The organism is Oceanicola sp. 502str15, from assembly GCF_024105635.1.
In the GTDB taxonomy this organism is placed as follows: domain Bacteria; phylum Pseudomonadota; class Alphaproteobacteria; order Rhodobacterales; family Rhodobacteraceae; genus Vannielia.
Window position 1 is genome coordinate 4,039,838 of sequence record NZ_WYDQ01000001.1, and the last position, 26,457, is coordinate 4,066,294.

35 protein-coding genes are annotated in these 26,457 nt (G+C 67.1%); 19 read left to right on the forward strand and 16 right to left on the reverse strand.

All coding sequences use genetic code 11. The annotated features are described in order from the left end of the window. Nucleotides 1-174: 174 nt before the first annotated feature. From rnhA to ispH, 9 genes are all read right to left on the reverse strand, one after another. Nucleotides 175-624, reverse strand: coding sequence for a ribonuclease HI (gene rnhA / locus GTH22_RS19820; protein ID WP_252947314.1), 450 nt, complete (start codon nt 622-624; stop codon nt 175-177). 6 nt (nt 625-630) lie between these two features. Further along, nucleotides 631-1,278, reverse strand: coding sequence for a CDP-alcohol phosphatidyltransferase family protein (locus GTH22_RS19825; protein WP_252947315.1), 648 nt, complete (start codon nt 1,276-1,278; stop codon nt 631-633). Continuing rightward, nucleotides 1,271-1,639 carry a hypothetical protein gene (locus tag GTH22_RS19830; RefSeq protein WP_252947316.1) on the reverse strand — a complete coding sequence of 123 codons (369 nt, stop codon included), beginning with the start codon at nt 1,637-1,639 and terminating at the stop codon, nt 1,271-1,273. Before GTH22_RS19830 ends, GTH22_RS19825 begins: the two co-directional genes overlap by 8 nt. Further along, nucleotides 1,639-2,589, reverse strand: coding sequence for a phosphatidate cytidylyltransferase (locus GTH22_RS19835; RefSeq protein WP_252947317.1), 951 nt, complete (start codon nt 2,587-2,589; stop codon nt 1,639-1,641). Before GTH22_RS19835 ends, GTH22_RS19830 begins: the two co-directional genes overlap by 1 nt. Beyond that, nucleotides 2,586-3,296, reverse strand: a complete 711-nt coding sequence (locus GTH22_RS19840) for a 1-acyl-sn-glycerol-3-phosphate acyltransferase (protein ID WP_252947318.1) — start codon at nt 3,294-3,296, stop codon at nt 2,586-2,588. Before GTH22_RS19840 ends, GTH22_RS19835 begins: the two co-directional genes overlap by 4 nt. A gap of 10 nt (nt 3,297-3,306) precedes the next feature. Then, complete coding sequence (locus tag GTH22_RS19845) at nt 3,307-3,921, reverse strand: trans-aconitate 2-methyltransferase (protein ID WP_252947319.1); 615 nt, start codon at nt 3,919-3,921, stop codon at nt 3,307-3,309. Then, a complete protein-coding gene (locus tag GTH22_RS19850; RefSeq protein ID WP_252947320.1) occupies nt 3,918-4,523 on the reverse strand; it encodes a LysE family translocator in 606 nt (201 codons plus the stop codon). The genes GTH22_RS19845 and GTH22_RS19850 overlap by 4 nt, the downstream gene beginning before the upstream one ends. A gap of 4 nt (nt 4,524-4,527) precedes the next feature. Beyond that, nucleotides 4,528-4,992, reverse strand: a complete 465-nt coding sequence (locus tag GTH22_RS19855) for a hypothetical protein (protein WP_252947321.1) — start codon at nt 4,990-4,992, stop codon at nt 4,528-4,530. 117 nt (nt 4,993-5,109) lie between these two features. Continuing rightward, nucleotides 5,110-6,060 carry a 4-hydroxy-3-methylbut-2-enyl diphosphate reductase gene (gene ispH / locus GTH22_RS19860; RefSeq protein WP_252947322.1) on the reverse strand — a complete coding sequence of 317 codons (951 nt, stop codon included), beginning with the start codon at nt 6,058-6,060 and terminating at the stop codon, nt 5,110-5,112. 127 nt (nt 6,061-6,187) lie between these two features. Here ispH and GTH22_RS19865 point away from each other — a divergent pair, with 127 nt between their 5' ends. Continuing rightward, on the forward strand, nt 6,188-6,661 hold the full coding sequence (locus GTH22_RS19865) for a cytochrome c (protein ID WP_252947323.1): 474 nt from the start codon (nt 6,188-6,190) through the stop codon (nt 6,659-6,661). A gap of 62 nt (nt 6,662-6,723) precedes the next feature. On the opposite strand, the gene GTH22_RS19870 is transcribed toward GTH22_RS19865, so the two are convergent. Beyond that, entirely contained in the window at nt 6,724-7,302 is a 579-nt protein-coding gene (locus GTH22_RS19870; protein ID WP_252947324.1) for an NYN domain-containing protein, read from the reverse strand. A 133-nt stretch (nt 7,303-7,435) separates the two neighbouring features. On the opposite strand from GTH22_RS19870, the gene folK reads away from it, so the two are divergent. From folK to GTH22_RS19895, 5 genes are all read left to right on the forward strand, one after another. Beyond that, nucleotides 7,436-8,014 (forward strand): 2-amino-4-hydroxy-6-hydroxymethyldihydropteridine diphosphokinase, encoded by a 579-nt coding sequence (folK, locus tag GTH22_RS19875; protein WP_252947325.1) that lies wholly within the window; start codon nt 7,436-7,438, stop codon nt 8,012-8,014. A gap of 125 nt (nt 8,015-8,139) precedes the next feature. Next, the gene (rpoZ, locus tag GTH22_RS19880) at nt 8,140-8,493 is read left to right on the forward strand and encodes a DNA-directed RNA polymerase subunit omega (RefSeq protein ID WP_252947326.1); all 354 of its coding nucleotides are present in this window, start codon (nt 8,140-8,142) and stop codon (nt 8,491-8,493) included. Between the two features lie 21 nt (nt 8,494-8,514). After that, on the forward strand, nt 8,515-10,632 hold the full coding sequence (locus GTH22_RS19885; RefSeq protein WP_252947327.1) for a bifunctional (p)ppGpp synthetase/guanosine-3',5'-bis(diphosphate) 3'-pyrophosphohydrolase: 2,118 nt from the start codon (nt 8,515-8,517) through the stop codon (nt 10,630-10,632). An 84-nt stretch (nt 10,633-10,716) separates the two neighbouring features. Then, entirely contained in the window at nt 10,717-11,346 is a 630-nt protein-coding gene (locus tag GTH22_RS19890) for a DUF2062 domain-containing protein (protein WP_371928374.1), read from the forward strand. A 78-nt stretch (nt 11,347-11,424) separates the two neighbouring features. Beyond that, a complete protein-coding gene (locus GTH22_RS19895; protein WP_252947329.1) occupies nt 11,425-12,168 on the forward strand; it encodes a pyridoxine 5'-phosphate synthase in 744 nt (247 codons plus the stop codon). Nucleotides 12,169-12,193: 25 nt separating this feature from the next. Here the strand turns inward: GTH22_RS19895 and GTH22_RS19900 are convergent, their stop codons facing one another. Continuing rightward, on the reverse strand, nt 12,194-13,087 hold the full coding sequence (locus tag GTH22_RS19900) for a LysR substrate-binding domain-containing protein (RefSeq protein ID WP_252947330.1): 894 nt from the start codon (nt 13,085-13,087) through the stop codon (nt 12,194-12,196). A 90-nt stretch (nt 13,088-13,177) separates the two neighbouring features. On the opposite strand from GTH22_RS19900, the gene GTH22_RS19905 reads away from it, so the two are divergent. The 11 genes from GTH22_RS19905 (at nt 13,178) to recO (ending at nt 19,878) form a co-directional block, all read left to right on the forward strand. Then, the gene (locus GTH22_RS19905) at nt 13,178-13,315 is read left to right on the forward strand and encodes a hypothetical protein (RefSeq protein ID WP_252947331.1); all 138 of its coding nucleotides are present in this window, start codon (nt 13,178-13,180) and stop codon (nt 13,313-13,315) included. A gap of 37 nt (nt 13,316-13,352) precedes the next feature. Then, nucleotides 13,353-13,784: an ABZJ_00895 family protein gene (locus GTH22_RS19910; protein ID WP_252947332.1), complete on the forward strand. Its 432-nt coding sequence runs from the start codon at nt 13,353-13,355 to the stop codon at nt 13,782-13,784. Continuing rightward, on the forward strand, nt 13,781-14,257 hold the full coding sequence (locus tag GTH22_RS19915; protein WP_252947333.1) for a hypothetical protein: 477 nt from the start codon (nt 13,781-13,783) through the stop codon (nt 14,255-14,257). Before GTH22_RS19910 ends, GTH22_RS19915 begins: the two co-directional genes overlap by 4 nt. Continuing rightward, nucleotides 14,254-14,664 (forward strand): holo-ACP synthase, encoded by a 411-nt coding sequence (acpS, locus tag GTH22_RS19920; RefSeq protein ID WP_252947334.1) that lies wholly within the window; start codon nt 14,254-14,256, stop codon nt 14,662-14,664. Before GTH22_RS19915 ends, acpS begins: the two co-directional genes overlap by 4 nt. Before the next feature lie 197 nt (nt 14,665-14,861). Continuing rightward, complete coding sequence (lepB, locus tag GTH22_RS19925) at nt 14,862-15,656, forward strand: signal peptidase I (RefSeq protein ID WP_252947335.1); 795 nt, start codon at nt 14,862-14,864, stop codon at nt 15,654-15,656. Between the two features lie 4 nt (nt 15,657-15,660). Then, nucleotides 15,661-16,383 (forward strand): signal peptidase I, encoded by a 723-nt coding sequence (lepB, locus tag GTH22_RS19930; RefSeq protein WP_371928375.1) that lies wholly within the window; start codon nt 15,661-15,663, stop codon nt 16,381-16,383. Beyond that, the gene (rnc, locus tag GTH22_RS19935) at nt 16,380-17,060 is read left to right on the forward strand and encodes a ribonuclease III (RefSeq protein WP_252947336.1); all 681 of its coding nucleotides are present in this window, start codon (nt 16,380-16,382) and stop codon (nt 17,058-17,060) included. The genes lepB (GTH22_RS19930) and rnc overlap by 4 nt, the downstream gene beginning before the upstream one ends. After that, nucleotides 17,060-17,860: an endonuclease/exonuclease/phosphatase family protein gene (locus GTH22_RS19940; RefSeq protein WP_252947337.1), complete on the forward strand. Its 801-nt coding sequence runs from the start codon at nt 17,060-17,062 to the stop codon at nt 17,858-17,860. The genes rnc and GTH22_RS19940 overlap by 1 nt, the downstream gene beginning before the upstream one ends. Before the next feature lie 58 nt (nt 17,861-17,918). Then, a complete protein-coding gene (era, locus tag GTH22_RS19945; protein WP_252947338.1) occupies nt 17,919-18,830 on the forward strand; it encodes a GTPase Era in 912 nt (303 codons plus the stop codon). Next, nucleotides 18,827-19,153: a DUF1491 family protein gene (locus GTH22_RS19950; protein ID WP_252947339.1), complete on the forward strand. Its 327-nt coding sequence runs from the start codon at nt 18,827-18,829 to the stop codon at nt 19,151-19,153. Before era ends, GTH22_RS19950 begins: the two co-directional genes overlap by 4 nt. Further along, complete coding sequence (gene recO / locus GTH22_RS19955; RefSeq protein ID WP_252947340.1) at nt 19,153-19,878, forward strand: DNA repair protein RecO; 726 nt, start codon at nt 19,153-19,155, stop codon at nt 19,876-19,878. Before GTH22_RS19950 ends, recO begins: the two co-directional genes overlap by 1 nt. Before the next feature lie 6 nt (nt 19,879-19,884). Here the strand turns inward: recO and GTH22_RS19960 are convergent, their stop codons facing one another. Next, the gene (locus tag GTH22_RS19960) at nt 19,885-20,277 is read right to left on the reverse strand and encodes an META domain-containing protein (protein WP_252947341.1); all 393 of its coding nucleotides are present in this window, start codon (nt 20,275-20,277) and stop codon (nt 19,885-19,887) included. Nucleotides 20,278-20,356: 79 nt separating this feature from the next. On the opposite strand from GTH22_RS19960, the gene GTH22_RS19965 reads away from it, so the two are divergent. After that, entirely contained in the window at nt 20,357-20,953 is a 597-nt protein-coding gene (locus GTH22_RS19965) for a hypothetical protein (protein WP_252947342.1), read from the forward strand. A gap of 30 nt (nt 20,954-20,983) precedes the next feature. On the opposite strand, the gene GTH22_RS19970 is transcribed toward GTH22_RS19965, so the two are convergent. Continuing rightward, on the reverse strand, nt 20,984-22,666 hold the full coding sequence (locus GTH22_RS19970; protein WP_252947343.1) for an acyl-CoA dehydrogenase family protein: 1,683 nt from the start codon (nt 22,664-22,666) through the stop codon (nt 20,984-20,986). Nucleotides 22,667-22,812: 146 nt separating this feature from the next. On the opposite strand from GTH22_RS19970, the gene GTH22_RS19975 reads away from it, so the two are divergent. After that, nucleotides 22,813-23,583 (forward strand): sulfite exporter TauE/SafE family protein, encoded by a 771-nt coding sequence (locus GTH22_RS19975; RefSeq protein ID WP_252947344.1) that lies wholly within the window; start codon nt 22,813-22,815, stop codon nt 23,581-23,583. Nucleotides 23,584-23,614: 31 nt separating this feature from the next. Here the strand turns inward: GTH22_RS19975 and GTH22_RS19980 are convergent, their stop codons facing one another. The 3 genes from GTH22_RS19980 to GTH22_RS19990 all read right to left on the reverse strand — a co-directional run bounded on the left by GTH22_RS19980 (nt 23,615) and on the right by GTH22_RS19990 (nt 26,384). Next, entirely contained in the window at nt 23,615-24,190 is a 576-nt protein-coding gene (locus GTH22_RS19980; RefSeq protein ID WP_252947345.1) for a DUF3859 domain-containing protein, read from the reverse strand. After that, a complete protein-coding gene (locus tag GTH22_RS19985) occupies nt 24,187-24,687 on the reverse strand; it encodes a DUF3859 domain-containing protein (protein ID WP_252947346.1) in 501 nt (166 codons plus the stop codon). The genes GTH22_RS19980 and GTH22_RS19985 overlap by 4 nt, the downstream gene beginning before the upstream one ends. Before the next feature lie 98 nt (nt 24,688-24,785). After that, complete coding sequence (locus GTH22_RS19990) at nt 24,786-26,384, reverse strand: phosphoenolpyruvate carboxykinase (protein WP_252947347.1); 1,599 nt, start codon at nt 26,382-26,384, stop codon at nt 24,786-24,788. Nucleotides 26,385-26,457: the final 73 nt, after the last annotated feature.

Genomic DNA, 26,457 nt, shown 5'->3' on the forward strand with positions numbered 1-26,457 from the left:
GGCGGTCATCGGCTCTCCAGCCTGTACCGCAGGGCCAGAATGGCGCGTTAAGGTTAACGCCGCCCTAACGCCTGATCTTCATCTTGGTGCAAATATCTCCGGGGGGTTTGGGGGGCTGGCCCCCCAACGACAGGGGCAGAAACAGGGCAAACCCCGGCGGTCGGCCAGGCCCGCCTATTTGAACGGCGCCATCCCGGCCCGCGCAAGCTCGTCGGCCCGCTCGTTCTCGGGGTGGCCCGCATGGCCCTTGACCCATTTCCACGTCACCCGGTGCCGCGCGTTGGCCTCATCCAGCCGCTGCCAGAGCTCCACGTTCTTCACCGGCTTCTTCGAGGCCGTCTTCCACCCGTTCCGCTTCCAGCCATGGATCCAACCGGTCACGCCGTTCTTCACATAGGCCGAGTCGGTCACAACCGTGATCTCGGTCTCCCGGTTCAGCGACTCGAGCGCCGAGATCGCCGCCATCAGCTCCATCCGGTTGTTGGTGGTCGCCGCCTCGCCGCCCTTCAGCTCGCGCTCCTTCACCACCGCCGCGCCCTCCTTGGCCTGCAGCAGCACGCCCCAGCCACCGGGGCCGGGATTTCCGGAGCAGGCTCCGTCGGTATAGGCATAAAGGTCTGGCATGTGCCGCTATGTGCCGCCTCGGCCGGGCAGAGACAAGGCCCGAATGAGCCGCAGCGCGCGCCGAAGCGCGGTAACCCCGGTCCCGAGCGCCACGAGCCCCAGCGCCGCGAGCAGCGCCCAGCCCGTGCCCCAGGCCAGCGCCTCCACCGCGCCGCCCACGCAGCCCGCCGTCACCGCCGCCATCCGCTGCGGCTTGGCCATCGGCCCGCAGAAATCGGCCGCCAGCCCCTCGGCCCGGCCCAGCTCGCGCAGATAGGCCGTGCCCACCGCCAGCGCCCCCGCCAGGCAGCCCAGCCAGGGCATCCCCACCGCCAGCCCCAACCCGGCCAGAATCATCACATCCGCCACCCGGTCCGGCGCCTCGTTCCAGAACGGCCCCGTCGGCCCGCCTTTGCCGCCCTCCAGCGCCACCATCCCGTCGAGCAGGTTCGCCACCAACCGCAACTGGCAGAACAGGGCAGCGGCGCAGAGCAGCGCGGCGTCGAACGACGGCCCCGCACCCCGCGTCAGCCAAAGGCAGCCGAAAGCCAGCGCCGCAAAGCCCATCGAGGAGGCCGAAATCTGGTTCGGCGTAACCCGCGAGCCGGCCAGCCACCGCGCCGCCGCCTGCGCCCAGCCCGTCGAGCGGGCGGCAATCGGGCGGCGCTCAGCCACGCGACCACAGCCGCCATGTGTAGAGGCAGGCATAAAGCGTCGCCACCGTGGTCGGCACCGCCAGCGTGGCCAGCACCTCCGGCGTGCCCGCCAGCGAATGGATCGCAAACAGCAACCCGAAGGAGATGGCGCAGCAGACCAGCGGCGGCATCACCAGCCCGGCCACGCCGGGCAGGCGCGGCACCAGCGCCTCCTGCACCCGCTTCAGCCCGTAGGTGATCGCCGCCGTCATCGCGCCCTGCACCAGCGCGGCCAGCAGCGGCGCGGGCATCGGATGGCCGCTGTTGGCATAAAACGCCCAGCCGCCCATCAGCGCCGCCCCGGCGCCCGCATGGGCCAGCGACGAGTCCGCCAGCGCCATCAGACCGCCGACCAGAAGTAGCGCACGAGATGAAAGAAGATCGGTGCCGCAAACACCACCGAATCCATCCGGTCGATGAACCCGCCATGCCCGGCAATCAGGTGGCCCCAGTCCTTCACCCCCCGGTCGCGTTTCACCGCCGAAAGGACCAGCCCGCCAAAGAACCCCATGCAGGTCACCGCCAGCGACATCCCCAGCGCCTGCCATGGCGTGAACGGCGTGATCCAGTAAAGCGCCATGCCGATCAGCGAGGCGCTCGCCACACCGCCCACCAGCCCCTCCCATGTCTTCGAGGGCGAGACTGTCGGCGCCACCTTGCTCCGGCCAACCAGCTTGCCCCAGGTGTATTGCAGCACGTCCGACATCTGCACCACGATCACCAGCCAGGCGATCAGCAGCACTTCCCGCCCCTCGTAGCCCTCGATCCGGAGCGTCAGCAGGGCCGGCACATGGCTCACGCAGTAGACGCAGATCATCAGGGCCCATTGGGTCTCGGCAATCCGGATGAACACATCGCGGGTGTCGCCATGCAGCACCGCCACCACCGGCAGCAGCAGGAAGGCATAGACCGGCACGAAGATCGAATAGAAGCCATACCACTCGTCCCAGACCAGCCAGAACTGCACCGGCAGCACCACGAAAAACGCGGCGAACAGCGCCCAGTGGTCGGCCTCGCGCTTGGTGGTCAGGGTCAGCACCTCGCGCAGCGCGGCAAAGGACACGAGAGCAAAGAGCACGATCACCCCGGTCTTCCCGGCCAGAAAGGCAAGCCCCAGCAGCGCCGCCATACCCCACCACGCGTCGATCCGCGCGTTCAGGTTCTCGACGCCCGAGTTCGAGCGGTCGGGCGCAATGGTCTCGCGCAGCACCCGGCCCACCAGCGTGGCCAGCACCAGCACCCCCAGCGTGCCGAACAGCAGCTTGATCAGGTCCACCGCCGCCCCGCTCATGGAGCCGCCTCGCCGGTAGAGCCATCAGGGGCCTGCCCCGAGGTCTCCTGTGGCCCGGGCAGGGGCCGCAAGGCCAGCATCGCCGCCTGCGCCCGCGCCAGAAAATCCTCGCGGCTCTCGCCCTCCAGCACCTGCATCGGCCGCCCGAAGGTGACGGTGCAGAGCAGCGGCACCGGCACCAGCTTGCCCTTGGGGAGCACCCGGTTCAGGTTCTCGATCCACACCGGCACCATCTCCACCTCGGGGCGCTGGCGCGAGATGTTGAAGATCCCCGATTTCAGCGGCAGCAGCGGCACTTCGAGGTCCATGTTCCGCTTGCCCTCGGGAAAGATGATCAGGCTGTCGCCGCCATCCACCGCCTCCAGGATGCGCTCCATAGGGTCCACATCGCGCCCCTCTTCGCCGCGATAGATCAACACGGTGTTGAACACGTCGCGCCCGATGAAGGCCCGCCACCCGTTCTTCAGCCAGTAGTCGGCGGCGGCCACCGCGCGGGTGCTGCGGCGCAGGCGCGAGGGCAGGGCGGCCCAGATCAGCACGAAATCCCCGTTCGAGGTGTGGTTGGCGAAATAGACGCGCTGCACCGGCACCGGCTCGCAGCCCTCCCAGATGCCCCGCACCGCCGTCACCAGCCATGCGAAGAACACGATCGCATGGCCCATGTTCTTGGCAGCAAAGGCGCGGGCGGCTGATGTGAGCTTGTCCATGGCGGCGAGGTTAACCCTTTGTCGGGCCTTCGGGAATGGCCTGCGCATGCAGCACGATGAACTCCGAGGCATCGCCCGAAAGCCCCTTGCCCCGCGACACCCGCCGCCCGGCGATCTCAAACCCCGCGCCCGCCAGCAACCCCTCCAGTTCGGCCTCGCTGTAATAGCTGTAGAACCGCCCGATGCTGTCCGGCCCCTCGCCCTCGCCCAGCTTCATGCCGAGGTGCAGCCAGCCGCCGGGCTTCAGGGCGCGGTGCAGCCGGGCAAGATGCTCCGGAAATTCGCCGCGCGGGGCATGCAGCAGCGAGAAATTCGCCCAGACCCCATCGTAAAGCGCCGCCCCGGTGATCTCCTCGAACCGGGCCTGCCGCGCCTGCACCCCGGGCTGCGCGCAGGCCCGCGCCACCATCCCGGCAGAGCCGTCCACCGCATCAACGGCAAAGCCCCGCGCCACCATCAGCGCCGCCGAAAATCCGGGGCCGCAGCCGAGGTCCAGCACATGGGCGCCCTCGGGCAGCCGCGCCATGAAGGCATCCAGATCGGGCCGCTCCTTCAGCGCCGCCCCCATGGCCACATAATCCTCGACCCGCGCATCATAGATCGCGAGGGTGTCTTCCGGCCTCATGCCCGCTCCATCGCCAGCTTCAGCCCCAGCGCGGCAAAGCTCGCGGCGAAGGCGCGGCGCAGCCATGCCATCGCCCGCTCGCTCGCCAGCACCCGCGCCCGCATGGTGCCCGCCAGCGCCGCGTATAGCGCGAAGACGGCAAAGGTCATGCCCACGAAGGCAAGGCCAAGCTGCACCAGCTGCACCGTCGCGCCCTCGCCCGGGGTGATGAACTGCGGCAGGAAGGCCACGAAGAAAATCGGGATCTTCGGGTTCAGGATGTTCAGCGTGATCCCCCGCCGCACGATCCTCAGTGCCGCGCCGGGGCTCTCGGCCTTCACATCCAGCGTGCTCTTGCCCCGCAGCGTGCCCCAGGCCATCCACAGCAGATAGGCCACGCCCGCCCATTTTATCGCCTGAAACAGCAACGCCGAGCTGTGCAGCACTGCGGCCAGCCCGGCCATCGCGGCGGCCAGATGCACCACCGTCGCCAGCGTGCAGCCGATCACCGCCAGCCCTCCGGCCCGCCAGCCCCCGCCCAGCGTCATCGACAGCGTGTAAACCACGCCGATCCCCGGCGCGAGGCAGACAAGAAAGGTGGTGAGAAGGAAGGCAAAACTCATCGGGCTACTCCTTGGGCAAGGCTGCAAGGGCGTCACGCAGCCGGGCGCGGGCCTGCTCGGGGATCGCGCCTTTGATGGTGTCCAGCACCGCGCGCACCCGCGCCGCATCCGCCGGATCGGGAGAGCGGGGCAGCGCCAGCTCCTCCCCGTTTAGCCAGACCCGCCCCCAGTCCCCTTTGCCGCCAATCGGCGGGCGGTCATTCTTTCGGGCTGGGGTGGCGGCAAGGCCGGAGTCGCGCACCGCCGCAATGATCGCTTTCATGGCGCCATCGGGCAGGGTGATGACCTCTTCCACGCATGCGTCCTCACCATAGCCCCGGCACCTGCGGATCGTGGCGGTGCCATCGGTGCGAATGTCGGCGCTGAAGCTGCGCCGGTGGGGCGGCGGCAGGCTGCCGTTGTCCTGCCCGTAATAGGCCAGCGGCGGGGCAGGGGGCGTGGTCGCCCCGGCAGGGGAGAGCAAGGCCACGAATGAGGCAAGGGCCGCTGCCGCCGCCCTCAGCCACGCCCGGCCATCAGCTATTTTGGTCAATCCTCGCACAACAGGGAGCCTGCCCCATCGTGCAGGCCCTGCAAAGCGCAAATCTCAGGCCGGCTCGCGCAGCACCCTCGGCACCTTGAACTCGACCCGCTCCTGCGCGGTTTCCACCATCTCGACGCTCACCTCGTAGCGCGCGCGGAAGGCGTCGATCACCTCTTCGATCAGCACCTCCGGCGCGCTCGCCCCGGCGGTCACGCCGACCGTGCCGATCTCGCCAAGCGCCCGCCAGTCAATGTCGCTCGCCCGCTGCACAAGCTGCGCATAGCCGCAGCCCGCCCGGCTCGCCACTTCCACCAGCCGCCGCGAGTTCGACGAGTTCGGCGCGCCCACCACCAGCAGCGCCTCGACGCGCGGGGCAATCGCCTTCACCGCCTCCTGACGGTTGGTGGTGGCATAGCAGATGTCTTCCTTATGCGGCCCCACGATGGCCGGAAACCGCGCCTTCAGGGCGGCAACGATCTCGGCGGTGTCGTCCACCGAAAGCGTGGTCTGGGTCACGAAGGCCAGCTTCTCCGGATCGCGCACCTCAAGCCCCGCCACATCCTCGGGCACCTCCACCAGCAGCACCTCGCCCTCGGGCAGCTGCCCCATGGTGCCCACCGTCTCGGGGTGGCCCGCATGGCCGATCATCACCATCTGAAGCCCATTCTCGGCATGGCGCTCGGCCTCGATATGCACCTTGCTGACCAGCGGGCAGGTGGCATCCACAAAGATCATCTCGCGCTTGGCCGCCTCGGCGGGCACAGCCTTGGGCACCCCATGGGCCGAGAAGATCACCGGACGGTCATCCGGGCACTCCTCCAGCTCCTCCACGAACACCGCACCCTTCTCGCGTAGCCCGTCCACCACGTATTTGTTGTGCACGATCTCATGGCGCACGAAAACCGGAGCGCCCCATTTCTCCAGCGCCATCTCGACGATCTTGATCGCCCGGTCGACACCGGCGCAAAACCCGCGCGGGGCGGCAAGGAGGAGGGTGAGGGGCGGTTTTTCCATGGTTCCAGAAGTAGTGCGCCGCGCGGGCGAGGTAAAGCGTCGCCAATTGACGCGGGCGTGATCGTCGCAGGGCTTGCCTTCCCCCTGCTGGAACCTGCCAGAACATCGGCCAAAGAGGAGTCATACCATGAAAACCCCGCTCATCGCCCTTGCCTGCACCGCCGCCCTCGCCAGCCTCTGGCTCGCATGGCCCGGCCAGGCCGAAGGCACCACCGGCCTTCTGCCCTACACCGACCCCGAGGCCCTCGCCCTCGGCCAGACCCTCTACGCCGAAAACTGCGCCGCCTGCCACGGCGCGGCGCTGGAGGGGCAGGTGGCCAACTGGCGCGAACGCGACGCCGACGGGTTCATGCCCGCCCCGCCCCATGACGAGACCGGCCACACCTGGCACCACCCCGACGCCATGCTCTTCGCCATCACCAAGTTCGGCACCGAGGCCGTGGTGGGGCAGGGCTACCAAAGCAACATGGCCGCCTTCGAAGGCGTGCTGAGCGACGACGAGATCCTCGCCACCCTCGCCTTCATCAAAAGCACCTGGCCGCCCGAGCTGATCGAGGCGCACAACGGCATGAACGCCCAGTTCGAGGCCGGCCAGAACTGAAAAGGCCCGCCACAACGGGCGGGCCTCAAACCGTAGGGTGGGGCAATCTGCCCACCACCCCGTCAATCGCGCGACGAAAGCTCCTCGGCGCCCGCAGGCTCGGGGCGCGGCTCGCGCGGCGGGCGGCCGATCACGTCTTTCAGCTCGTCCAGCTCGATGAAGTTGTCGGCCTGCCGGCGCAGCTCATCGGCGATCATCGGCGGCTGGCTGCGAATGGTCGACACCACCGAAACCCGAACCCCCTGCCGTTGCAGGCTCTCCACCAGCGGGCGAAAGTCGCCATCGCCGGAAAACAGCACCACGTGGTCGATATGGGGGGCAAGCTCCATCGCGTCGACGGTCAGCTCGATGTCCATGTTGCCCTTCACCTTCCGGCGGCCCTGGCTGTCGACATATTCCTTGGCCGGCTTCGTCACCATCGAGAAGCCGTTGTAGTGCAGCCAGTCCACCAGCGGGCGGATCGGGGAATACTCGTCGTTCTCCAGAAGAGCGGTGTAGTAGAACGCCCGAAGCAGCTTGCCCCGGCGCATGAATTCCTGCCGCAGCAGCTTGTAGTCGATGTCAAAGCCAAGGGCTTTGGCGGCGGCGTATAAATTGGAGCCGTCAATAAACAGAGCGAGGCGCTCATCACGGTAGAACATCAAATACCCTTTCTAGTAGGCTCACGGCTCCCTGAGTGGTGGTGGTGGAAGTGGGGTAAGAGTGATCTATCCCCGTGAGCGTAGCGGAAAATAGTGTTAAAAAGCCGGGTCGCAACCCTCCAAATGTCATATCATGGTTACAAAAGCACTCTTTGCCGTCGGGTCAAACGCCCCATCACACGTCGGTTCTTCAAATGTAACGGTGCTTTCCGCGATTTCCGCCGCAAACACCGAATCGTTAACCATTTTGGCAAAAAGCCGCCTCTTTGAGACCCCTGCATTTCCGGCGGGGGCGGGGCCAGACTTCATAAACGCTGCGGTTGTGGCGGAAACAACGCTCTCTCCCGAAGCGGTTCTGGCCCATCTGCACAAGATTGAGGCAGATCACGGCCGGGTCCGCGACAGGCGCTGGGGGCCGCGCACGCTCGACCTCGACCTGATCGGCTGGGGCGAGGCGGTGCGCCCCGACCGGCCGACATGGCGGCGCTGGGCGCGGCTCTCGCCGGTCAGCGCGGCGCGCGAAACCCCCGCAGAGCTGATCCTGCCCCATCCCCGCCTGGCCGAGCGCGCCTTCGTGCTGGTGCCCCTGCTCGATGTCGCGCCCGACTGGTGCCACCCGGTCACCGGGCGCTCCGTGGCTCAAATGGCCGCCGCCCTGCCGGAGGCCGAGCGCGCCGCCGTCAAACCGCTCCCCCTCACAGAGTCGTCATAACGCCGCAACCCCCTGAAAAACCGGCCCCCACCCCAGCAAAACCTGGGTTGGACCCCTTGCCAACCCGCACCACCCCCGCTACATACCGGCCTTCACCGCCCAACCCCTCCCTGCAGGAGACATCCATGGCCCGCGTCACCGTTGAAGATTGCGTAGATAAAGTCCCCAACCGCTTCGAGCTCGTCATGCTCGCCGCGCACCGGGCCCGTGAGATCGCCGCGGGTGGCGACATCACCATCGACCGCGACAACGACAAGAACCCGGTCGTCTCCCTGCGCGAGATCGCGGAAGAGACCCAGCAGGCCGAGGATCTGCGCGAGCGCATGATCGAGAGCTACCAGACCCAGATCGAGGTCGACGAGCCCGAAGATGACGCGATGGCCCTTCTCATGGGTGCCGAGCAGGACAAGCCCGCCGACGACGACATGTCGGAAGAAAAGCTCCTCCGCGCCCTGATGGAAGCCCAGGAACAGAAGTAAACGAAAGCAAGGGCGACTGGCATGGACTCCGACGGTCTCGTCGCCCTCGTTTCTTCCTACAACCCCAACTGCGACGCCGAGCGGATCGCCAAGGCCTTTGCCTTCGGTGCCCGGATGCATGACGGCCAGCTCCGCCAGTCGGGCGAGGCCTACTTCACCCATCCCGTCGCCGTGGCCGAGCTTCTCGCCCGCCAGCTGCTCGACGACGACACCATCATCACTGCCCTGCTGCACGATACGGTCGAGGATACCAAGGCCAGCTACGGCGATGTGGTCGAGCTGTTCGGGCGCGAGGTGGCCGAGCTGGTCGATGGCGTCACCAAGCTGACCAACCTCCAGCTGTCGTCCTCCGAAACCAAGCAGGCCGAGAACTTCCGCAAGCTCATCATGGCCGTCAGCCGCGACCCCCGCGTGCTGCTGGTCAAGCTGGCCGACCGCCTGCACAACATGCGCACCATCAAGTTCCAGCGCCCCGAGAAGCAGGCCCAGAAGGCCCGGGAGACCATGGACATCTTCGCGCCCCTGGCCGGGCGCATGGGCATGCAGTGGATGCGCGAGGAGCTCGAAGACCTCTCCTTCAAGGTGCTCAACCCCGAGGCCCGCAACTCCATCATTCGCCGCTTCATCCTGCTCCAGCGCGAGAGCGGCGACGTGATCGACAGCATCACCCGCGACATCCAGAAGGTGCTGAAGAAATCCAGCATCAAGGGCGAGGTCTATGGCCGCGCCAAAAAGCCGTTTTCCGTCTGGCGCAAGATGCAGGAAAAGCAGAAGAGCTTTTCCCGTCTGGCCGATATCTACGGCTTCCGCGTCATCGTCGGCTCCGAGGAGGACTGCTACCGCATCCTCGGCGCGATCCACGCCCGCTGGACGGCGGTGCCCGGCCGCTTCAAGGATTACATCTCCGCCCCCAAGAACAACGGCTACCGCTCGATCCACACCACCGTCGCCGGGCGTGACGGCAAGCAGGTCGAGGTGCAGATCCGCACCCGCCAGATGCACGAGGTCGCAGAGGCCGGGGTGGCCGCGCACTGGAGCTACCGCGACGGCGTGCGCGCCGAAAACCCCTTTGCCGTCGATCCCGCCCTCTGGATCCGCTCGCTGACCGACAGGCTCGACGTCGAGGACCACGACGAGTTTCTCGAGCACGTGAAGCTCGAGATGTATCAGGACCAGGTGTTCTGCTTCACCCCCAAGGGCGACGTGATCAAGCTGCCGCGCGGGGCCACGCCGATCGACTACGCCTACGGCATCCACACCCGCATCGGCGACAGCTGCGTCGGGGCCAAGATCGACGGGCTGCGGGTGCCGCTCTGGACCCGGCTGAAGAACGGCCAGCAGGTCGAGATCATCACCGCCGAGGGCCAGAGGCCGCAGCCGACCTGGCTCGACATCGTGGTCACGGGGCGGGCCAAGTCGGCGATCCGCCGCTCGCTCCGCGAGGAAGACCGCGAGCGCTTCATCAAGCTCGGCCGCGAGCTTGCGCGGGTGGCCTTCGAGCATGTCGGCAAGAAGGCCACCGAGAAGGCGCTGACCACCGCGGCCCGCAATCTCGGCCTCCTGAGCCACGAAGAGCTGCTGGCCCGCCTCGGCTCCGCCGAGCTGACCGCCCGCGATGTCGTCTCCACCCTCTACCCTGACCTGGCCGAGGCCCACCGGGGCGAGGTGGTCGACGAGGCCCGCTCCGTGGTCGGCCTGCCCGAGGGCCAGATCTCGACCCGTGCCCAATGCTGCCAGCCGGTGCCCGGCGAGCGGATCGTGGGCATCACCTATCGGGGCAAGGGCGTGATGGTCCATGCCATCGACTGCCCGGTGCTGGGCGAGTTCGAGGAAGAGCCCGAGCGCTGGGTCGACCTGCAATGGCACTCCGGCCAGCACGGCGTGGTCAACACCGTGACCATCGAGCTGACCATCTCCAACGACGCAGGCATCCTCGGCCGCATCTGCACCCTGATCGGCGAGCAGAAGGCCAATATCTCGGATCTTCACTTCATCGACAGGAAACAGGATTTTTATCGTCTGCTGATAGATGTGGACTTGCGTGACGTGGAGCACCTGCACATGGTGCAGACCGCACTCGAAGCCGACAGCGACGTGGCCGAGATCGCTCGGGTAAAGAACACAGACCGCAAACCATGAACCAGCGGCCCCGCGCAGGGGCCGCAGAGCAGGGGAACGAGCTTGGTATTCAGGCGCAGGGACAGACGAAGCTGGGCACGAATCGTGCTCGAGTTCTTCTACCCGCGTGGCGGCTGGTATCGGGCAGCGCAATACGTCCGCCATCGGCTCCGCCGCCTCCCCGATGCGCCCAACCGCATCGCCCGGGGCATCTGGGCCGGGGTCTTCGTCAGCTTCACGCCCTTCTACGGGCTCCACTTCCTCTCGGCCTTCATCGTCGCCAAGGTCATGCGCGGCAACATCCTCGCCGCCATCCTCGGCACCTTCTTCGGCAACCCCATCACCTTCCCGATCATCGCCGCCCTGTCGCTGAAGCTCGGCCACGCCATGCTGGGCACCCGCCCGGTCTTCGGGCGCGGCCCGAGGCCGGATGACAGCCACGGGCTGATGAAGGCGTTCTCCGGCGCCATGTCGGACCTGTGGAACAACTTCATCGCCATCTTCACCCCCGACAAGGCCCACTGGGGCAAGCTCGCGGGCTTCTTCGACGATGTGTTCCTGCCCTACCTCGTCGGCGGCATCATCCCCGGGATCATCTGCGCCACGATCTGCTACTACGTCTCCGTCCCCCTGCTCACCGCCTACCAGCAGCGCCGCAAGGGCCAGCTCAAGGCCAAGCTGCAAGAGATCGCCGCCAAGCGGCAGAAGCAGGAGAGCGAGGTCGCGGGCGAGTAGGGCGAAACGGCGCTGCCCGGCGCCCCTTCCAACCCGGCAAAACCCGCCCTAAGGTCCGCGCCAAGAGAGGGCCCGCAGATGACCAACCAACTCCGCCTCGGCGTCAACATCGACCACGTCGCCACCGTCCGCAACGCCCGCGGCTCGGCCTATCCCGACCCGCTGCGCGCCGCCAGGCTGGCCGAGGAGGCCGGGGCCGACGGCATCACCGCCCACCTGCGTGAAGACCGCCGCCATATCTCGGACGCCGATATCGAGGCGCTGATGGGCGCGCTCACCGTGCCGCTCAACTTCGAGATGGCCGCCACCGAGGAAATGCAGGCCATCGCCCTGCGCCACAAGCCCCACGCCGTCTGCATCGTTCCCGAAAAGCGCGAGGAGCGCACCACTGAGGGCGGTCTGGAAGTTGCGCGGGAAGAGAACAAGCTCGCCCATTTCATCGCCCCGCTGGCCGAGGCGGGCTGCCGCGTGTCGATCTTCATCGCCGCCGATGCCCGCCAGATCGAGGCCGCCCACCGCATCGGCGCCGCCGTCGTCGAACTGCACACCGGCGCCTATTGCGACGCGCACGCCGAGGGCCGCCTCGACGAGCGCGATGCCGAACTCGAACGGCTGCGCGAGATGTCCGCCTTCGCCGCCTCTCTCGGGCTCGAGGTCCACGCTGGCCACGGCCTGACCTACGACACCGTGAAGCCCGTCGCCGCCTTCCCCGAACTGGCCGAGCTGAACATCGGCCACTTCATCATCGGCGAAGCCATCTTCCGTGGCCTCACCCCCGCGATCCACGAAATGCGCCGCCTGATGGACGAGGCCCGCGCCTAGGCTGGGCTACCTGTAGGCTGCGCCTTCATGGCGCACCTCCCCCCAGCCCCTCCGCCGCCACCGCGCCGCGCAGCCACCGCCGAAACAGCCTCGCAGGGTTGCTCAGGCTCCGCCCCTCTGCGTGCAGCAGCCAATAGGCATGCGCCGTCTTCTCCCAGCGCGGCACCGGCGCCACAACCTGCCCCCGCTTCAGCGGATCATGCGCCAGCACCTCGAAGGCCAGAAACACCCCTTGCCCCGCCATCGCCGCATCAAAGCAGAGCGAGGCGTCCGAAAATTCCGGCCCCGCCCCCAGCGCCACCGTCTCCGCCCCCAGCCAGTCGCCCCAGCCGAACATCGCGCTGCTGTCGCGGATAATGGGCCGCTCCGCAAACCCCTCCGGCCCGGTGATCCCCGCCGCCAGATCGGCCGAGCACACCGGCACGATTCGCTGGTCGAACAGCTTTTCGCAGGCCACGCCCCGGTAGCCGCCGGGGCCGATCCGCACCGCAAGGTCGATGTCGGAGGCGGCAAAATCCACCAGCCCCACCGAGGAGTCGATCCGCACCTGAATCTCCGGGTGCGCCCGGGTAAAATCCGCCAGCCGCCAGATCAGGAATCGCGCGGCAAAGATCGGCGCAACCGAGACCGTCAGCACATGCGCCCGGTCCCGCCGCGCCGCCTCCACCGCCTGTCCCAGCCGGGCAAAGCCCTCGGCAAGGTTGGCAAAGACCTCGCCCGTCTCCTCCAGCGCCACCATCCCGCCCGGACGCCTCTCGAACAGCGCCCGCCCCAGCGCCGCCTCGGCCCGCGCCACCTGCTGGCTCACCGCCCCGGGCGAAACCCCAAGCGCCGCGCCCGCCCTGGAGAGCGAGCCAAGCCGCGCCACGGCCTCGGCGGCCCGCAGCGCGTTGAGCGGTATGTCGGAGAGATCGGCCATATAGCAAAACTATAAGGCAGTTCACAACAAGAGCAATCCATGAGCGCCATGCGACGGGCTATATTCAGCCCATCTGAAAGGAGGCAAGCAATGCTCACCCTGCTCAAAACCCTCTTCACCCCCACCCGCCGCGCGCCCGACCCGGCAGATCCGCTCGCCCACCCGGCCATCCGCGCCATGTCGCTCCGCGAGCTGGCCGACCTTCCCCTGCCGCGCCCCTGCCGCTAGACTCTCCGCCCAAAGGGTCCAGACGGAGACACAAGCGATGCGGATCAACCTGTTGCGATACGCCGGCGTCTACATCGCCGCAGCCGTCGCGCTCGCCGCGCTGCTCTGGGCGCTCGAGGCCTTCCTCGGCGTCTCCGCCCCCTCCGGCCTCTCCACCGCCCTGCCACCCATGCTCGCCGCCCTCATCGAGGGCCAGGCCTACGCCCGCACCACCCGCGCCCCGCTGCCGGGCGGCGAGGCATGGGCCGGCGCCCTGCGGATGACCCTCGTTGTCGCCGCCATCAACGCGGTGGTCCTCCTCGGCGTCCTCCTCGTGATGCCCGAACTGCGCGAACCCCAGCTCCTCGGCATCGTCGCCGTGGTCTTCGTGGTGCTGCTCGGCGTGGTCTTCCTCGCCAACCGCTTCTTCTTCGGCATGGGCGCCAAGTCGCAACTCAAGGCACTGGGCGCGGAAGGAGCCCACAAATGACCCGTCGCCTCGCCCCCCTTCTCCTCGGCGCGGCCCTCTGCCTCGCCGCCACCATGCCGGCCCGCGCGCAGGAGCTCTCCGACTGTGGCGATTTCCGCACCGATGCCCGCAACATCCCCGAACCCTGGGAAGCCAGCACCCGCACCTTCGCCAATGGCGAGGTCCGCCTCGTGCTGCTCGACACCATCGAGCCCGCCGCCGCCCCCTATCACCTGATGATCCTCTCGCCGCCCTACGACGAGGTCGGCGGGCGCCAGTGCAAGGTGCTCTCCCGCGACGGCCGCTCGGGCTGGGCCGGGGTGCAGTTCGACCTGCTCGAAGCGGGCTACGACCCGGCCACCGGCCTCACCCTCACGCTGCCCGCCATGATCTGGCTGCCCGAAAAGAACTTCGTCAATTCCACCCTGCTGACGATCACCCTCAACCAGTCCACCGGCGAAATCGGCGTGACCCAGCAGCTCGGCAACGAATGATCCTCGGCATCGGCACCGACCTCGCCAACATCGAGCGCATCGCCGGCACGCTGGAGCGCTTCGGTGACCGCTTCCGCAACCGCGTCTTCACCCCGCTCGAACAGGCCAAGGCCGAGCGCCGGGCCGACACGCCGGGCACCTATGCCAAGCGCTGGGCCGCCAAGGAGGCCTGCTCCAAGGCGCTCGGCACCGGGCTGCGCATGGGCATCGCCTGGAAGGACATGTCGGTGCGCAACCTGCACACCGGCCAGCCGGTGATGGAGGTCACGGGCTGGGCCGCCGAGCGCCTCGCCTCGATGACCCCGCCGGGCCACGAGGCGGTGATCCACGTCACCCTGACCGACGATCATCCCTGGGCGCAGGCCTTCGTGCTGATCGAGGCCCTGCCGATCCGCGCGGTGGGGTAGGGAAGGTTACGGCCCTCCCTCTATGTCAAAAAATGTATGCACAGGTTGTGTACGGGTTGTGCACGGGATGTGACATTCGCTTTTTCGTGGTTAACACCCGTCTTAACCCTTCCGTGCGGTGGGGTCGCCGCGCCTTGACACGCCCGCGCCCCCCCGCCATGTAGCTGCGCGAGCGCAGAGACAGGCGAGGAAGCCAAATGGCCGAAAAAACCAAAGCCGGCGACGGGTTTATGGAGACGATCAAAACGATCTTCTGGGCCCTCATCATCGCCGGGGTCTTCCGCACCCTGTTGTTCCAGCCGTTCTGGATTCCGACCGGTTCGATGAAGGACACGCTGCTGATCGGAGATTTCCTCTTCGTCAATAAAATGGCCTACGGCTACTCCCGCCACTCCTGCCCGTTTTCCGCCTGCCCCATCTCGGGCCGGATCTGGGCCGGAGAGCCCGAGCGCGGCGATGTGGTGGTGTTCCGTCATCCGGTGTCGGGGGCCGATTTCGTCAAGCGTCTCATAGGGATGCCGGGCGACCGCATTCAAGTGACGAAGGGCCAGCTCATCGTCAACGGCACCCCCTACAAGCAGGAAGACGGCGGCCTTTTCACCGAGATCAAGGCGCCCCAGGGCAGCCAGGGCACCGAGCCCGCCTGCTCCAACGCCCCCGTCGGCCAGGGCGGCACCTGCGAAAAGCAGCGCCTCATCGAAACCGACCTCGAAGGCCGCAGCTACGATACCCTGAACGTCGAGTATTTCCCCAACCGGCATCAGGACGAAACCAACGTCTACAACGTGCCCGAGGGCATGTACTTCTTCATGGGCGACAACCGCGACAACAGCCAGGACAGCCGCGTCTCCCAGCAGCTCGGCGGGGTCGGCTACGTGCCCTTCGAAAACCTCATCGGCCGCGTCGACCGGGTCATGTTCTCCTCGGCCGGCCGCTCGCTCTTCTACTTCTGGACATGGCGCAGCGACCGCTTCTTCAAGAAGATCGAGTGAGCCTTTGCGGCGGGTTTTCTACTGGTTTTTCCTCGGGTTGGGCGTTGCCGTCGTGCTCGGCCTCCCGGCCCTCGCCCTTGCCCTCCGCCTGATCTGGGCACCGTTCTACATCCCCGCCGGGTCCATGAAACCCACGCTTCTGGTGGGCGATTACTTCTTCGTCAACGAGCGCCTCCCCCGGCCCCTCGCACGCGGTGACGTGGTGGTGTTCCGCCATCCCGTCAACGGCGCCGATTACGTGAAACGCGTCATCGCGCTGGGCGGCGACACCATCGCCATGCAGGGTGGCGTTCCGGTGCTGAACGGGGTGGCGCTGGTGCAGGAGCCGCTGGGCGAGTTTGAAGAGATCATGGCGCCCCAGGGCCCGCAGAGCGTGCTGCCGCGCTGCGCCAACGATCCCGTCGGGCAGGGCAAAACCTGTCGCAAGTCCCTGCTCCGAGAGGTTTTTCCCGAGGGGCGCAGTCATCTGGTGCTGAACATCTCCGATGCCGGCCCGCTCGATACCACGCCCGAAGCCACCGTGCCCGAGGGGCATGTGTTCGTGATGGGCGACAACCGCGACAACAGCGCCGACAGCCGCCTGCCCCCGCAGGCCGGGGGCATCGGAATGGTGCCGGTTTCCAACATTCGCGGACATGCTGACCGGGTGCTGTTTTCCGCGGCCGGATCGTGGCTTTATGATTTTGGTAACTGGCGCAGTGATAGATACGGGATGCAGATCGAATGAAGCCCTCGGCAGAGGTTCAAGCCTTCGCGGTGCGACTCGGGCACCAGTTTGCCCAGCCCGCGCTCCTGCTGCGGGCGCTGACCCACCCGTCGTTTTCCACGGCGGGGCAGGCCAACAACCAGCGGCTGGAGTTTCTGGGCGACCGGGTGCTTGGCCTCGTGGTGGCCGAAGCACTTATGGAGGCTGATCCCGCCGCCGCAGAGGGCCAGCTTTCGCCCCGCTTCCACGTGCTGGTCAACAAGGAGACCTGCGCCGAGGTCGCCCGCGAGATCGGGGTGGGCGAGGTTCTCAAGCTCGGCCGCTCCGAGATGCAGTCGGGCGGGCGCCGCAAGGAGGCGCTGCTGGGCGATGCGATGGAGGCGGTGATTGCCGCCGTCTACCGCGATGCCGGTTTCGACGCTGCGCGCGCGGTGGTGTTGCGTCACTGGGGCAAACGGGTTGCCGCGGTGGAGGCGGACGCCAAGGATGCCAAGACCGCGCTGCAGGAATGGGCGCAGGCGCGCGGCCTGCCGCCGCCCGCCTATGAACTGCGCAAGCAGGAGGGAGATGGCCACGAGTTCATCTTCCACATCGCCGCCGTGCTCACCAACGGCGAGGAGGCCATGGGCAAGGCGCGCCGCAAGAAGCTCGCCGAGCACGAGGCCGCGCGGGCCCTGCTGGACCGGTTGCAGGGCTGATGCGCCTCACCTGCCTCAACGCCTGGGGCGGGCGGATGCACGCCGAACTCTCTGAATGGCTGGCGCAGGACGACCCGGATATCCTGTGTATTCAAGAGGTTGTCCATGTTCCAGCTGCGCCCGCGCCCTGGCTCGATTACCGCGATGATGGCCGCAACCTGCCCCAACGGGCCGATATGCTGGCCGACCTCGCCGCCGCCCTTCCGCGCCATGACATCACCTTCTGCCCCGCTGCCCGCGGCCCGCTCTGGCACGGCGATACCCAGGTCTGGAGCCAATGGGGCCTCGCCACGCTCACCCGTCGCGGCCTGCCGGTGACGCATCAGGCCCAAGGCTTCGTGCACGGCACCTTCGGTGCCGACGGCTTCGGTGCGCACCCCCGCTCCCGCACCGGCCACGCCCTGCGCCTCTGGCGCCCCGAGGGGGCGGTGGTCATCGCCCACATGCACGGGCTGCGCGACCCGCAGGCCGGCAAGGCCGACACCCCGGCCCGCGCCGCCCAAGCCGAGCGCCTTGCGGGGCTTGTCGAGGCCGTCCGCCAGCCCGGCGACGAGGTTGCAATCTGCGGTGATTTCAACGTGTTGCCCGGCAGCGAGACCCTGCGCATGCTCTCCCGCCTCGCCCCCCGCGAGCTGGTGCGCGAGGGCGGCCACCCCGGCACCCGCAACAGCCTCTACCCCAAGCCGGAGCGCTTTGCCGATTACATGATGGTCAGCGAGGGCCTCGCCGTCGCGGGCTTCGACGTGCTCCACTCCCCCGAGGTTTCTGACCATTGCCCGCTTGTGCTGACCCTCGCCTGAGCCTATGGAAGCGCCTTCGCACGCAGGCTAGACTCGTCTCCATGAAAGGCCACGCCCCATGACCACACGCGCCGGTTTCGTCGCCCTGATCGGAGAGCCCAACGCGGGCAAATCGACGCTGACCAACCGCATGGTCGGCGCCAAGGTCAGCATCGTCACCCACAAGGTGCAAACCACGCGCACCCGCATTCGCGGCGTGGCCATCGAGGGCGAAAGCCAGATCGTCTTCGTCGACACCCCCGGCCTCTTCCGCCCCCGCCGCCGGCTCGACCGGGCGATGGTGGCCGCGGCATGGGGCGGGGCGGCGGATGCCGATGTGGTGGTGCTTCTGATCGAGGCGCATCGCGGGATGACCGAGGGCGTGCAGGCCATCATCGACTCCTTGAAGGAGCGTGAAACCGCAGGCCAGAAGGTGGCGCTGGCGATCAACAAGATCGACCGGGTCAAGTCCGAGGTGCTGCTGGAGCTGACGGCAAAGCTGAGCGAAGCCTATGACTTCGCAGAGGTTTTCATGATCTCCGCCGAAAAGGGCCATGGCGTTGACGACCTGCGCAAGTGGCTCGCCAAGGAGCTGCCCGAGGGCCCTTGGCTCTACCCCGAAGACCAGATCGCCGATTTGCCCCTGCGCATGATCGCCGCCGAGATGACCCGCGAAAAGCTCACCCTCCGCCTCCATCAGGAGCTGCCCTACCAGCTCACCGTCGAGACCGAGGCCTGGGAAAATCGCAAGGACGGCTCCGCCAAGATCGACCAGATCGTCTACGTCATGCGCGACGGTCACAAGGGCATCGTGCTCGGCAACCGAGGCGAGACGATCAAGGCCGTCGGCAAGGCCGCGCGCGAGGATCTCGAGGAGTTCCTCGGCCACCGCGTGCACCTCTTCCTGCAAGTGAAGGTGCGGCCGGGATGGCTTGAAGAGTCGGAGCGCTACGATGAGATGGGCCTTGATTTCAAGGACGGTAACGCTTGACCCGGCTGACCAGCTCGTTCTGGGTTCAGGCCTACCTGACCCGCCTGCGCCTCGCTGACATTCCCGCCTTCGTGGTCGCCAAGGGCGACGAGACGGCGGGCAACATCCTCATCAAGCAAAGCCCCCTCGACGGCACCGCCCGGGCCTTTCAGCGTATCATGGCGATGGACGGTTCGCGGCCATGGGACGTGCTCGCCGAGGGGCCTGAGGCCGAGGTCGATGAGACCCTGCGCGCGCAGCGCCGGTTCGACCCCGACATCTGGGTGATCGAGGTCGAAGACCGCGCCGGGCGGCACCTGCTCGAAGAGGAAGGGCTCGACTGATGGAGTGGCGCGAGGAAGGCGTTTTGCTGACCGCCCGCCCCCATGGCGAAAACGCTGCAATCATTGAGGTTTTCACGTCATCCCGAGGGCGGCACGCAGGCGTCGTCCGCGGCGGCGCCGGCCGCCGGATGGCCCCCATCCTGCAACCCGGCGCGCAGCTCGACCTGAGCTGGCGCGCCCGGCTCGAAGACCATCTCGGCGCCTTCACCGTCGAGCCCATTCACGCCCGCGCAGCTGGCGTTCTGGGTGACCGCAGGGCACTGGCGGGCCTCGGCGCCGTAACCTCGCTGCTCTCCTTCGTCCTGCCCGAAAGGGCCGCCTATCCCGGCCTTTACACCCGCTCTCTCACCGTGCTCGATCTCATCGAAGAGGCGTCACAGCACTGGCCACTGGCCTATTTGCGCTGGGAATTGGCGCTGCTCGACGAAATGGGCTTCGGCCTCGATCTCACCTGCTGCGCCGCGACCGGCGCCACCGAGGGGTTGGCCTATGTCTCGCCAAAAACCGGCAGGGCCGTGAGCGTTGCGGGGGCCGGCGACTGGGCACCCAAGCTCCTGCCCTTGCCGCCCTGCCTCATGGGCGAGCCGCCGGAAAGCCCCGGTGAGCTGATGCAGGGGCTTGAAACCACCGGGTATTTTCTCGAACACCAGTTGCGCGCGACCCTCGGCGAAAAGCCCCTGCCGGGCGCACGCGGGCGGCTCTTGCGGGTGTTGGCGAAGGGCTAGCGAGCCTCACTCCTCGCGCCTGAACACCATCTCCCGCCCCGCCTCGTTGGAGAGGATCAACACCGGCCCACTGCCTTCGGCGAGGGTCATCGCGCCCAGAGCCTCGAAAAATTCGGCCTCGCCGTTCATATGCAGGCAGGCCATGCGCGTCGCCACGATCGGTCCCGGTTTGAACCATGGGTAAGGCGCTGTCTGTTCGGCAGAATACCCATTGCAGGGCGCCTGACCCGAGATCCTGCCTGCTTCCGTCAGGTTCAGCGTGGCGCCCCATTCAAACGACGTGCCGTCGATCTCTTCCAGCCGGTAGATGCCGGGGGCATAGCCGGTGACGGTCTCGTCCTTGCAGGCGGCGGCAAGGGGGGTGAGGGCGAGGAGGGCGGTGAGGGCGATGTTTTTCATAACCCCTAGATAGGGCGTCAGCCCCGCGCCGCCAAACTGCCACGATCTTGCCACGCTTGCCCGGCATCTTTCCACCGAGATGAGAAAGTCCACCCTGTTCATAGCCGTTTCCGCCATTGCCGCCCTGAGCTTTTCGGCGGTGAGCGGGCTGGTGCGCAGTGAGGCGGCCGTTCCCGAGGCGGCTGTGCTGGGGCCTTCCGCAGCGGAGCTGGCGGCGGCTTATCCCCAGGCCTGGGCCATGCACCGCGCCTATGCCGAGTTCCTCGACGGGCCGCAGTGGCACGGGGCCTTCGCGGTTGGGGAAAAAGGGGCCTTCGGGGCCGTCGCCGGATACGCCGACCGTTCCGTGACACGGGCCGATGCTCTGGCCCATTGTGCCGCCTTCGCCGCGGATTGCCGGATCGTGGCAGAAATCATCCCCGCCGCGCCGGTGCAGCCCGGCGCATCGCATCTGTCGGGCCCGCAGGCCGAGGCGCTGATCGGGCTGCAACGCGGTTACGCGGGCACCAAGGCCTTCGCTGTTGACCGTCGTGGGTACTGGGGCAGCGCATCGGGTTTCCGCACCCGGGCCGCAGCCGAGGCCGAGGCCATGGCGCAATGCCGGGCGGCACAGACCGATGGCCATGCGCCGGGGCGCCCGGGCTTTGCCTGCAAACTGGTCTGGGTCGGCGGCTAAGCTCCTGCGATGAGGCAGGAAACCCCTGCCTCAGGCCAGCAGCCTGCGAGCGATGACCTGGGCCTGAATTTCCGCCGCACCTTCGAAGATGTTCAGGATGCGTGCGTCGCAGAGCACCCGGCTGATGCTGTATTCCAGCGCAAACCCGTTGCCACCGTGGATCTGCAAGCCGTTGTCCGCCGCTGCCCAGGCCACGCGCGCGCCGAGCAGCTTGGCCATGCCGGCCTCGAGGTCGCAACGGCGCCCGTGGTCCTTTTCCCAGGCCGAGAAATAGGTGAGCTGCCGGGCGACCATGATCTCGACGGCCATCATCGCCAACTTGGAGGCGACACGCGGGAAGTCGATGAGGGATTTGCCGAACTGCTTGCGGTCCAGCGCGTATTTCATCGAGATATCCAGCGCCGACTGGGCCACGCCGATGGCGCGGGCGGCGGTCTGGATGCGAGCACTCTCGAAGGTTTCCATGAGCTGTTTGAAGCCCTTGCCCTCTTCGCCGCCCAGCAGGTTCTCGGCCTTCACCTTGAAGCCGTCGAAGCCAAGTTCGTATTCCTTCATGCCGCGGTAGCCAAGCACCTCGATCTCGCCGCCGGTCATGCCTTCGGTCGGGAAGGGGTCCTCGTCGGTGCCCGGGGTCTTTTCCGCGAGGAACATCGACAAGCCCTTGTAATCACTGGACGAAGGGTCGGTGCGGGCGAGCAGGGTCATCACGTGGGCACGGGCCGCGTGGGTGATCCAGGTCTTGTTGCCGGTGACGGAGTAGCTGTCGCCCTCCTTCACGGCGCGGGTGCGCAGGGCGCCAAGGTCGGAGCCGGTGTTGGGCTCGGTGAACACGGCCGTCGGAAGGATCTCGGCGGAGGCGAGCCGGGGCAACCAGCTTTCCTTCTGGGCGTCGGTGCCACCGCAGAGGATCAGCTCGGCGGCGATCTCCGAGCGGGTGCCCAGCGAGCCAACGCCGATGTAACCGCGCGAAAGTTCCTCGGAGACCACGACCATCGAGGCCTTCGACAGCCCGAAGCCGCCGTATTCCTCGGGGATCGTGAGGCCGAACACCCCCATCTCGGCCAGCTCCTCGATGATTTCCATCGGGATCAGCTCGTCCTTGAGGTGCCACTCATGGGCGTGTGGCTCGACCCGCTCCACGGCAAAGCGGCGAAACTGCTCGCGGATCATCTCCAGTTCGTCGTCCAACCCGGTCGCACCCACGGTGATATTGGCCGCCTGCTCCTGCATCAGCTCCACGAGGCGAAGGCGCGCGGCCTGGGTATTGCCGCCGTTGCAGAGCGTCATGACTTCGGGTGACATCAGTGCGCGCTGGTCGTCCTGCCCGAGGCCGATATCCTGGAGGCGGATGATTTCGCCCTGGCTCATCGGGATGCCGCCGTAGATCTGCCAGAGATACTCGCCGAAGGCGATCTGGTGCAGCAGGCCCTCGACCTCACCGAACTTGCCATCCGCCGTCAGCCGCTCGGCCCATTTCTGCATCTGCTCGAGCGCCTGTACATAGGTCGCCAGCCAGGCCAGCCCGTGGGCGGCGGTCTGGTTTGCCTCGATCGCGGCGCCCGAAATGCGGCCGTCCTTCTCCAGCGCGCCCTTCAGGTGGCTCTGGGCCTTCTCCAAGATCGCCTTGGCCGGCGCGATGGCGGCGCCGGTGAGGTTGAGAAGATCTGGGAGAAGGGCGGATTGTGCGGTCATGTCCTGTCCGTCGTGGGGCATGGATTCGGTCCTCGCTGTCGTGCCCGGGTGGAATAATCCCTTCGCAGTTGCAGCGCAACTTAATTTCGTGATCTGTATCTTTCTTGCATAAAAATGTCGCGGTCAATTTGGGATGCAGCGGCGCGGGCGGCGCGATAAGAGGCAGTATGAACCTTTTGCCAGACCTTCTCACCCCCGGCCTCATTGTCTTTGCGCTCGCCGTGACCGTGCTGGCGGGCGTGGTGAAAGGCGCGGTGGGCTTTGCCATGCCGCTCATCATGATCTCGGGCATGGGGATCCTGCTGGATCCCAAGCTGGTCGTGGCCGGCATCATCCTGCCCATCGTGCTCTCAAATGCGCTTCAGGTGGCCCGATGCGGCTGGGTGGAGGCGAAGTCGGCGCTGCGCGACTACTGGGTCTACATCCTGATCGTCTGCGTGATGATCTTGCTGTCGGCCCAGCTCGTCACCGTGATCCCCGATGACGTGATGTACCTCGTGCTCGGAATCCCGGTCACGGCGCTCTGTGCGATCCAGCTTGCCGGGCTGAAGCTGGTAATCCCGGAGGAGCGACGGCCCCTGGCTTCCGTCATCGCGGGGTTTCTCTCCGGCACACTCGGCGGGCTTGCGGGCACATGGGGGCCGACGACGGTGCTTTACCTCGTGGCGATCGAAACCCCCAAGGCGCGGCAGATCGTGGTGCAGGGGGTAATCTACGGCCTCGGCTCGGTGATGCTGCTGGCGGGCCACCTCAAGAGCGGCGTGATGAACGGCGAAACGGTCTGGTTCTCGGCCATGCTGCTCGTGCCTGCGGTTGCGGGCATGTGGGTTGGCTTCAAGGTGCAGGACCGGATCGACCAGAACACCTTTCGCAAGGCCACGCTGGCGGTGCTGCTCTTTGCCGGGCTCAACCTGATCCGGCGCGGGCTGATGGGCTAAGGCGCCTCGGGGCGGCGGGACAAGTCCCGCCCTACGCCGGGTGGCGGAGGGAAGGTGCGAGGCTCAGAAGGCCCTCGGGGTCGCAGAGGGTCTCGGCCCCCGGATAGGCCGCCTCGGGCACCACGGTGAAGGGGATCCGATAGAGAAGCTCGCCCTCATGGGTGGCCTCCATCACCCAGGTGCCGGGGACGGCCTCATAGGGAAAGTCGAAGCGGTAGAGGTGAGTTGAGTGGCTGCTGTCGACATAGCTTGCCAGCCAGCTCTGCTCGGTGGTGCCGCGCCCCGGGAACGGGGGGTGAAACACCCGGAAGGTCGCACCGGTGATGCGCACCCCATCTGCCGCACGGGCCCGCACGCCGAAGCCGAGGCCGAGCTGTGCCGGCACGAGCTGTCCGAGAGGTGACAGCTCGGGTGACTTGTCGAACACGTCGACCTCGCCCCGGTCGGTGTCGGGCGCGTCGATCGAGCCGGTGATCTCGACAGAGCAGTTGAGGCCATAGCTCACGTCGGCCACGAGGGCCGGGTTGATGTAGAGATCGGCGGAGGCCTCCTGCGCTGCTGCGGGCAGGGCGAGGGCGGTGCTCATCAACAGGGCGGCGCGGATCATCCGGCCGACCTCGGGGCAGGGGTGGCACGGCTCAGAACTGGCGGTTCCGCACAGTCGAGCGCCGGGCCGGTGTAGGCCGCGGGCGGAACCACCTCGAACGGAACAGAATAGAGCAATTTACCCTCCGCTTCGGCCTGAAGCTGCCAGAGGCCGGGGGCGGCCTCATGTGGCATGTCGAAGGTGTAGATATGGGTCATGGGGCGGCCCGGCGCAATGGAGGAGCCAAAGCTCTGCTCGGAGGTTCCTGTGCCCGGAAAGCGGGGATGCAGGCTCTTGATGGTCACGTTGCGCGGGGCGGTGCCATCCTGCGCCCATGCCCGCACGCCAAAGCTCATGCCGAGGGTGGCAGGCACTATACCCCCGCTGTCGATGAAGCGCGGCTCGCCCTCGAAGATGTCGACCCGGCCATTCTCGGTGCCGGGTGCCGTCTCGGAGCCGACCACCCGGGGCGGGCAGACGATGCCGAACTCCAGTGCGGCGATTGCTCCGCTGTCCATCGACGGGGCTGGCCCGGCAGCGGCGGGGAGGGCGGACAGCAAAAGGGCGGCGAGGGCCAGCCCGGCCCGCACCGCCCGATTTTGCGCGACGCATTGCATCAGCCGATGGCGACGGCCTTCACGTCGTCGTCGATGTAGGCGTCATACTGGGCGAAGTTCTCGGCGAACATTTCAACCAGCTTGGTGGCCTGCGCGTCATAGGCTTCCTTGTCGGCCCATGTGGAGCGCGGGTCGAGAAGGGCGGCGTCCACTCCGGCGACGGTCACGGGGACCTGGAAGCCGAAGTTCTCATCCTTGCGGAAGGTCGCCTCGTGCAGGGAGCCGTCGAGCGCGGCGGTCAGCAGGGCGCGGGTGGCCTTGATCGGCATCCGGTTGCCGGTGCCGTAGGCGCCGCCGGTCCAGCCGGTGTTGACCAGCCAGCATGTGGCACCGTGGGTGTCGATCTTGGCGCGCAGCAGGTTGCCGTAGACCTCCGGGCGGCGCGGCATGAAGGGCGCGCCGAAGCAGGTGGAGAAGGTCGGCTCGGGCTCGGTCACGCCGCGCTCGGTGCCGGCCACCTTGGAGGTGAAGCCGGAGAGGAAGTGGTACATCGCCTGCGCCGGAGTGAGCCGGGCGATCGGGGGGAGCACCCCGAAGGCGTCGCAGGTGAGCATGATGATGTTCTTGGGATGGCCGCCGAGCGCGGTTTCGGACGCGTTGGAGATGTATTCCAGCGGGTAGGCGCAGCGCATGTTGGCGGTCAGGCTGTCGTCATCGAAATCGAGTTCCTTGGTCTCGGGATTGTAGACCATGTTCTCAATGACAGTGCCGAACATCTGCGTGGTGGCGTAAATTTCGGGTTCGGCCTTCGGGCTAAGGTTGATCGTCTTGGCGTAGCAGCCACCCTCGAAGTTGAAGGTGCCGCGGTCCGACCAGCCATGCTCGTCATCGCCGATCAGCACGCGGTTGGGGTCGGCCGACAGGGTGGTTTTACCGGTGCCGGAGAGGCCGAAGAACACGGCGGCGTCCACCGGGTTGCCCTGGGCGTGGTTGGCCGAGCAGTGCATTGGCATGATGCCGCGCTCGGGCAGCAGGTAGTTGAGCAGGGTGAAGACCGATTTCTTGTTCTCGCCCGCGTATTCGGTGCCGCCGATCAAAATCAGTTTCTTGTCGAGGTTCAGCGCGATCACCGTGTCGGAGCGGCAATCATGCTTGGCCGGGTCGGCCTTGAAGCTCGGGCAGTTGATGACGGTGAATTCCGGCACGAAGCTGTCGAGCTCGTCCCGCGAGGGACGGCGCAGCATGTGGCGGATGAAGAGCGAGTGCCAGGCCAGTTCCGTGACCATCCGGACATCGAGGCGCTGCGCCGGGTCGGCGCCGCCGAAGAGGTCCTGCACGAAGTAGTCGCGCCCCTTCATGTGCTCGATCATGTCGGCATGGAGCGCGTCGAAGCCCGCTTCGGACATCGGTGCGTTGTTGTCCCACCAGATGGTGTTTTCGGTCGCCGCCGAGCGCACAACGTGCTTGTCCTTCGGCGAGCGGCCGGTGAATTTTCCGGTGGTGCACAGAAACGCGCCGCCGATCCCCAGCTCACCTTCGCCCCGCTTGACGGCCTGTTCGATGATGGCCGGCTCGATGAGGTTGTAATAGACGTTTCCCAGCCCGGTAATCCCTTGATCTTCCAAGCGCTTGGCGGGGTTCACGCGTCCAATGGTCATCGTTTTTTCATGCTCCTGAGGCAAGCTCGTATCTGGGTGCCTGTCCCGGCCCTTCCCGGCCCGGAACACCTCC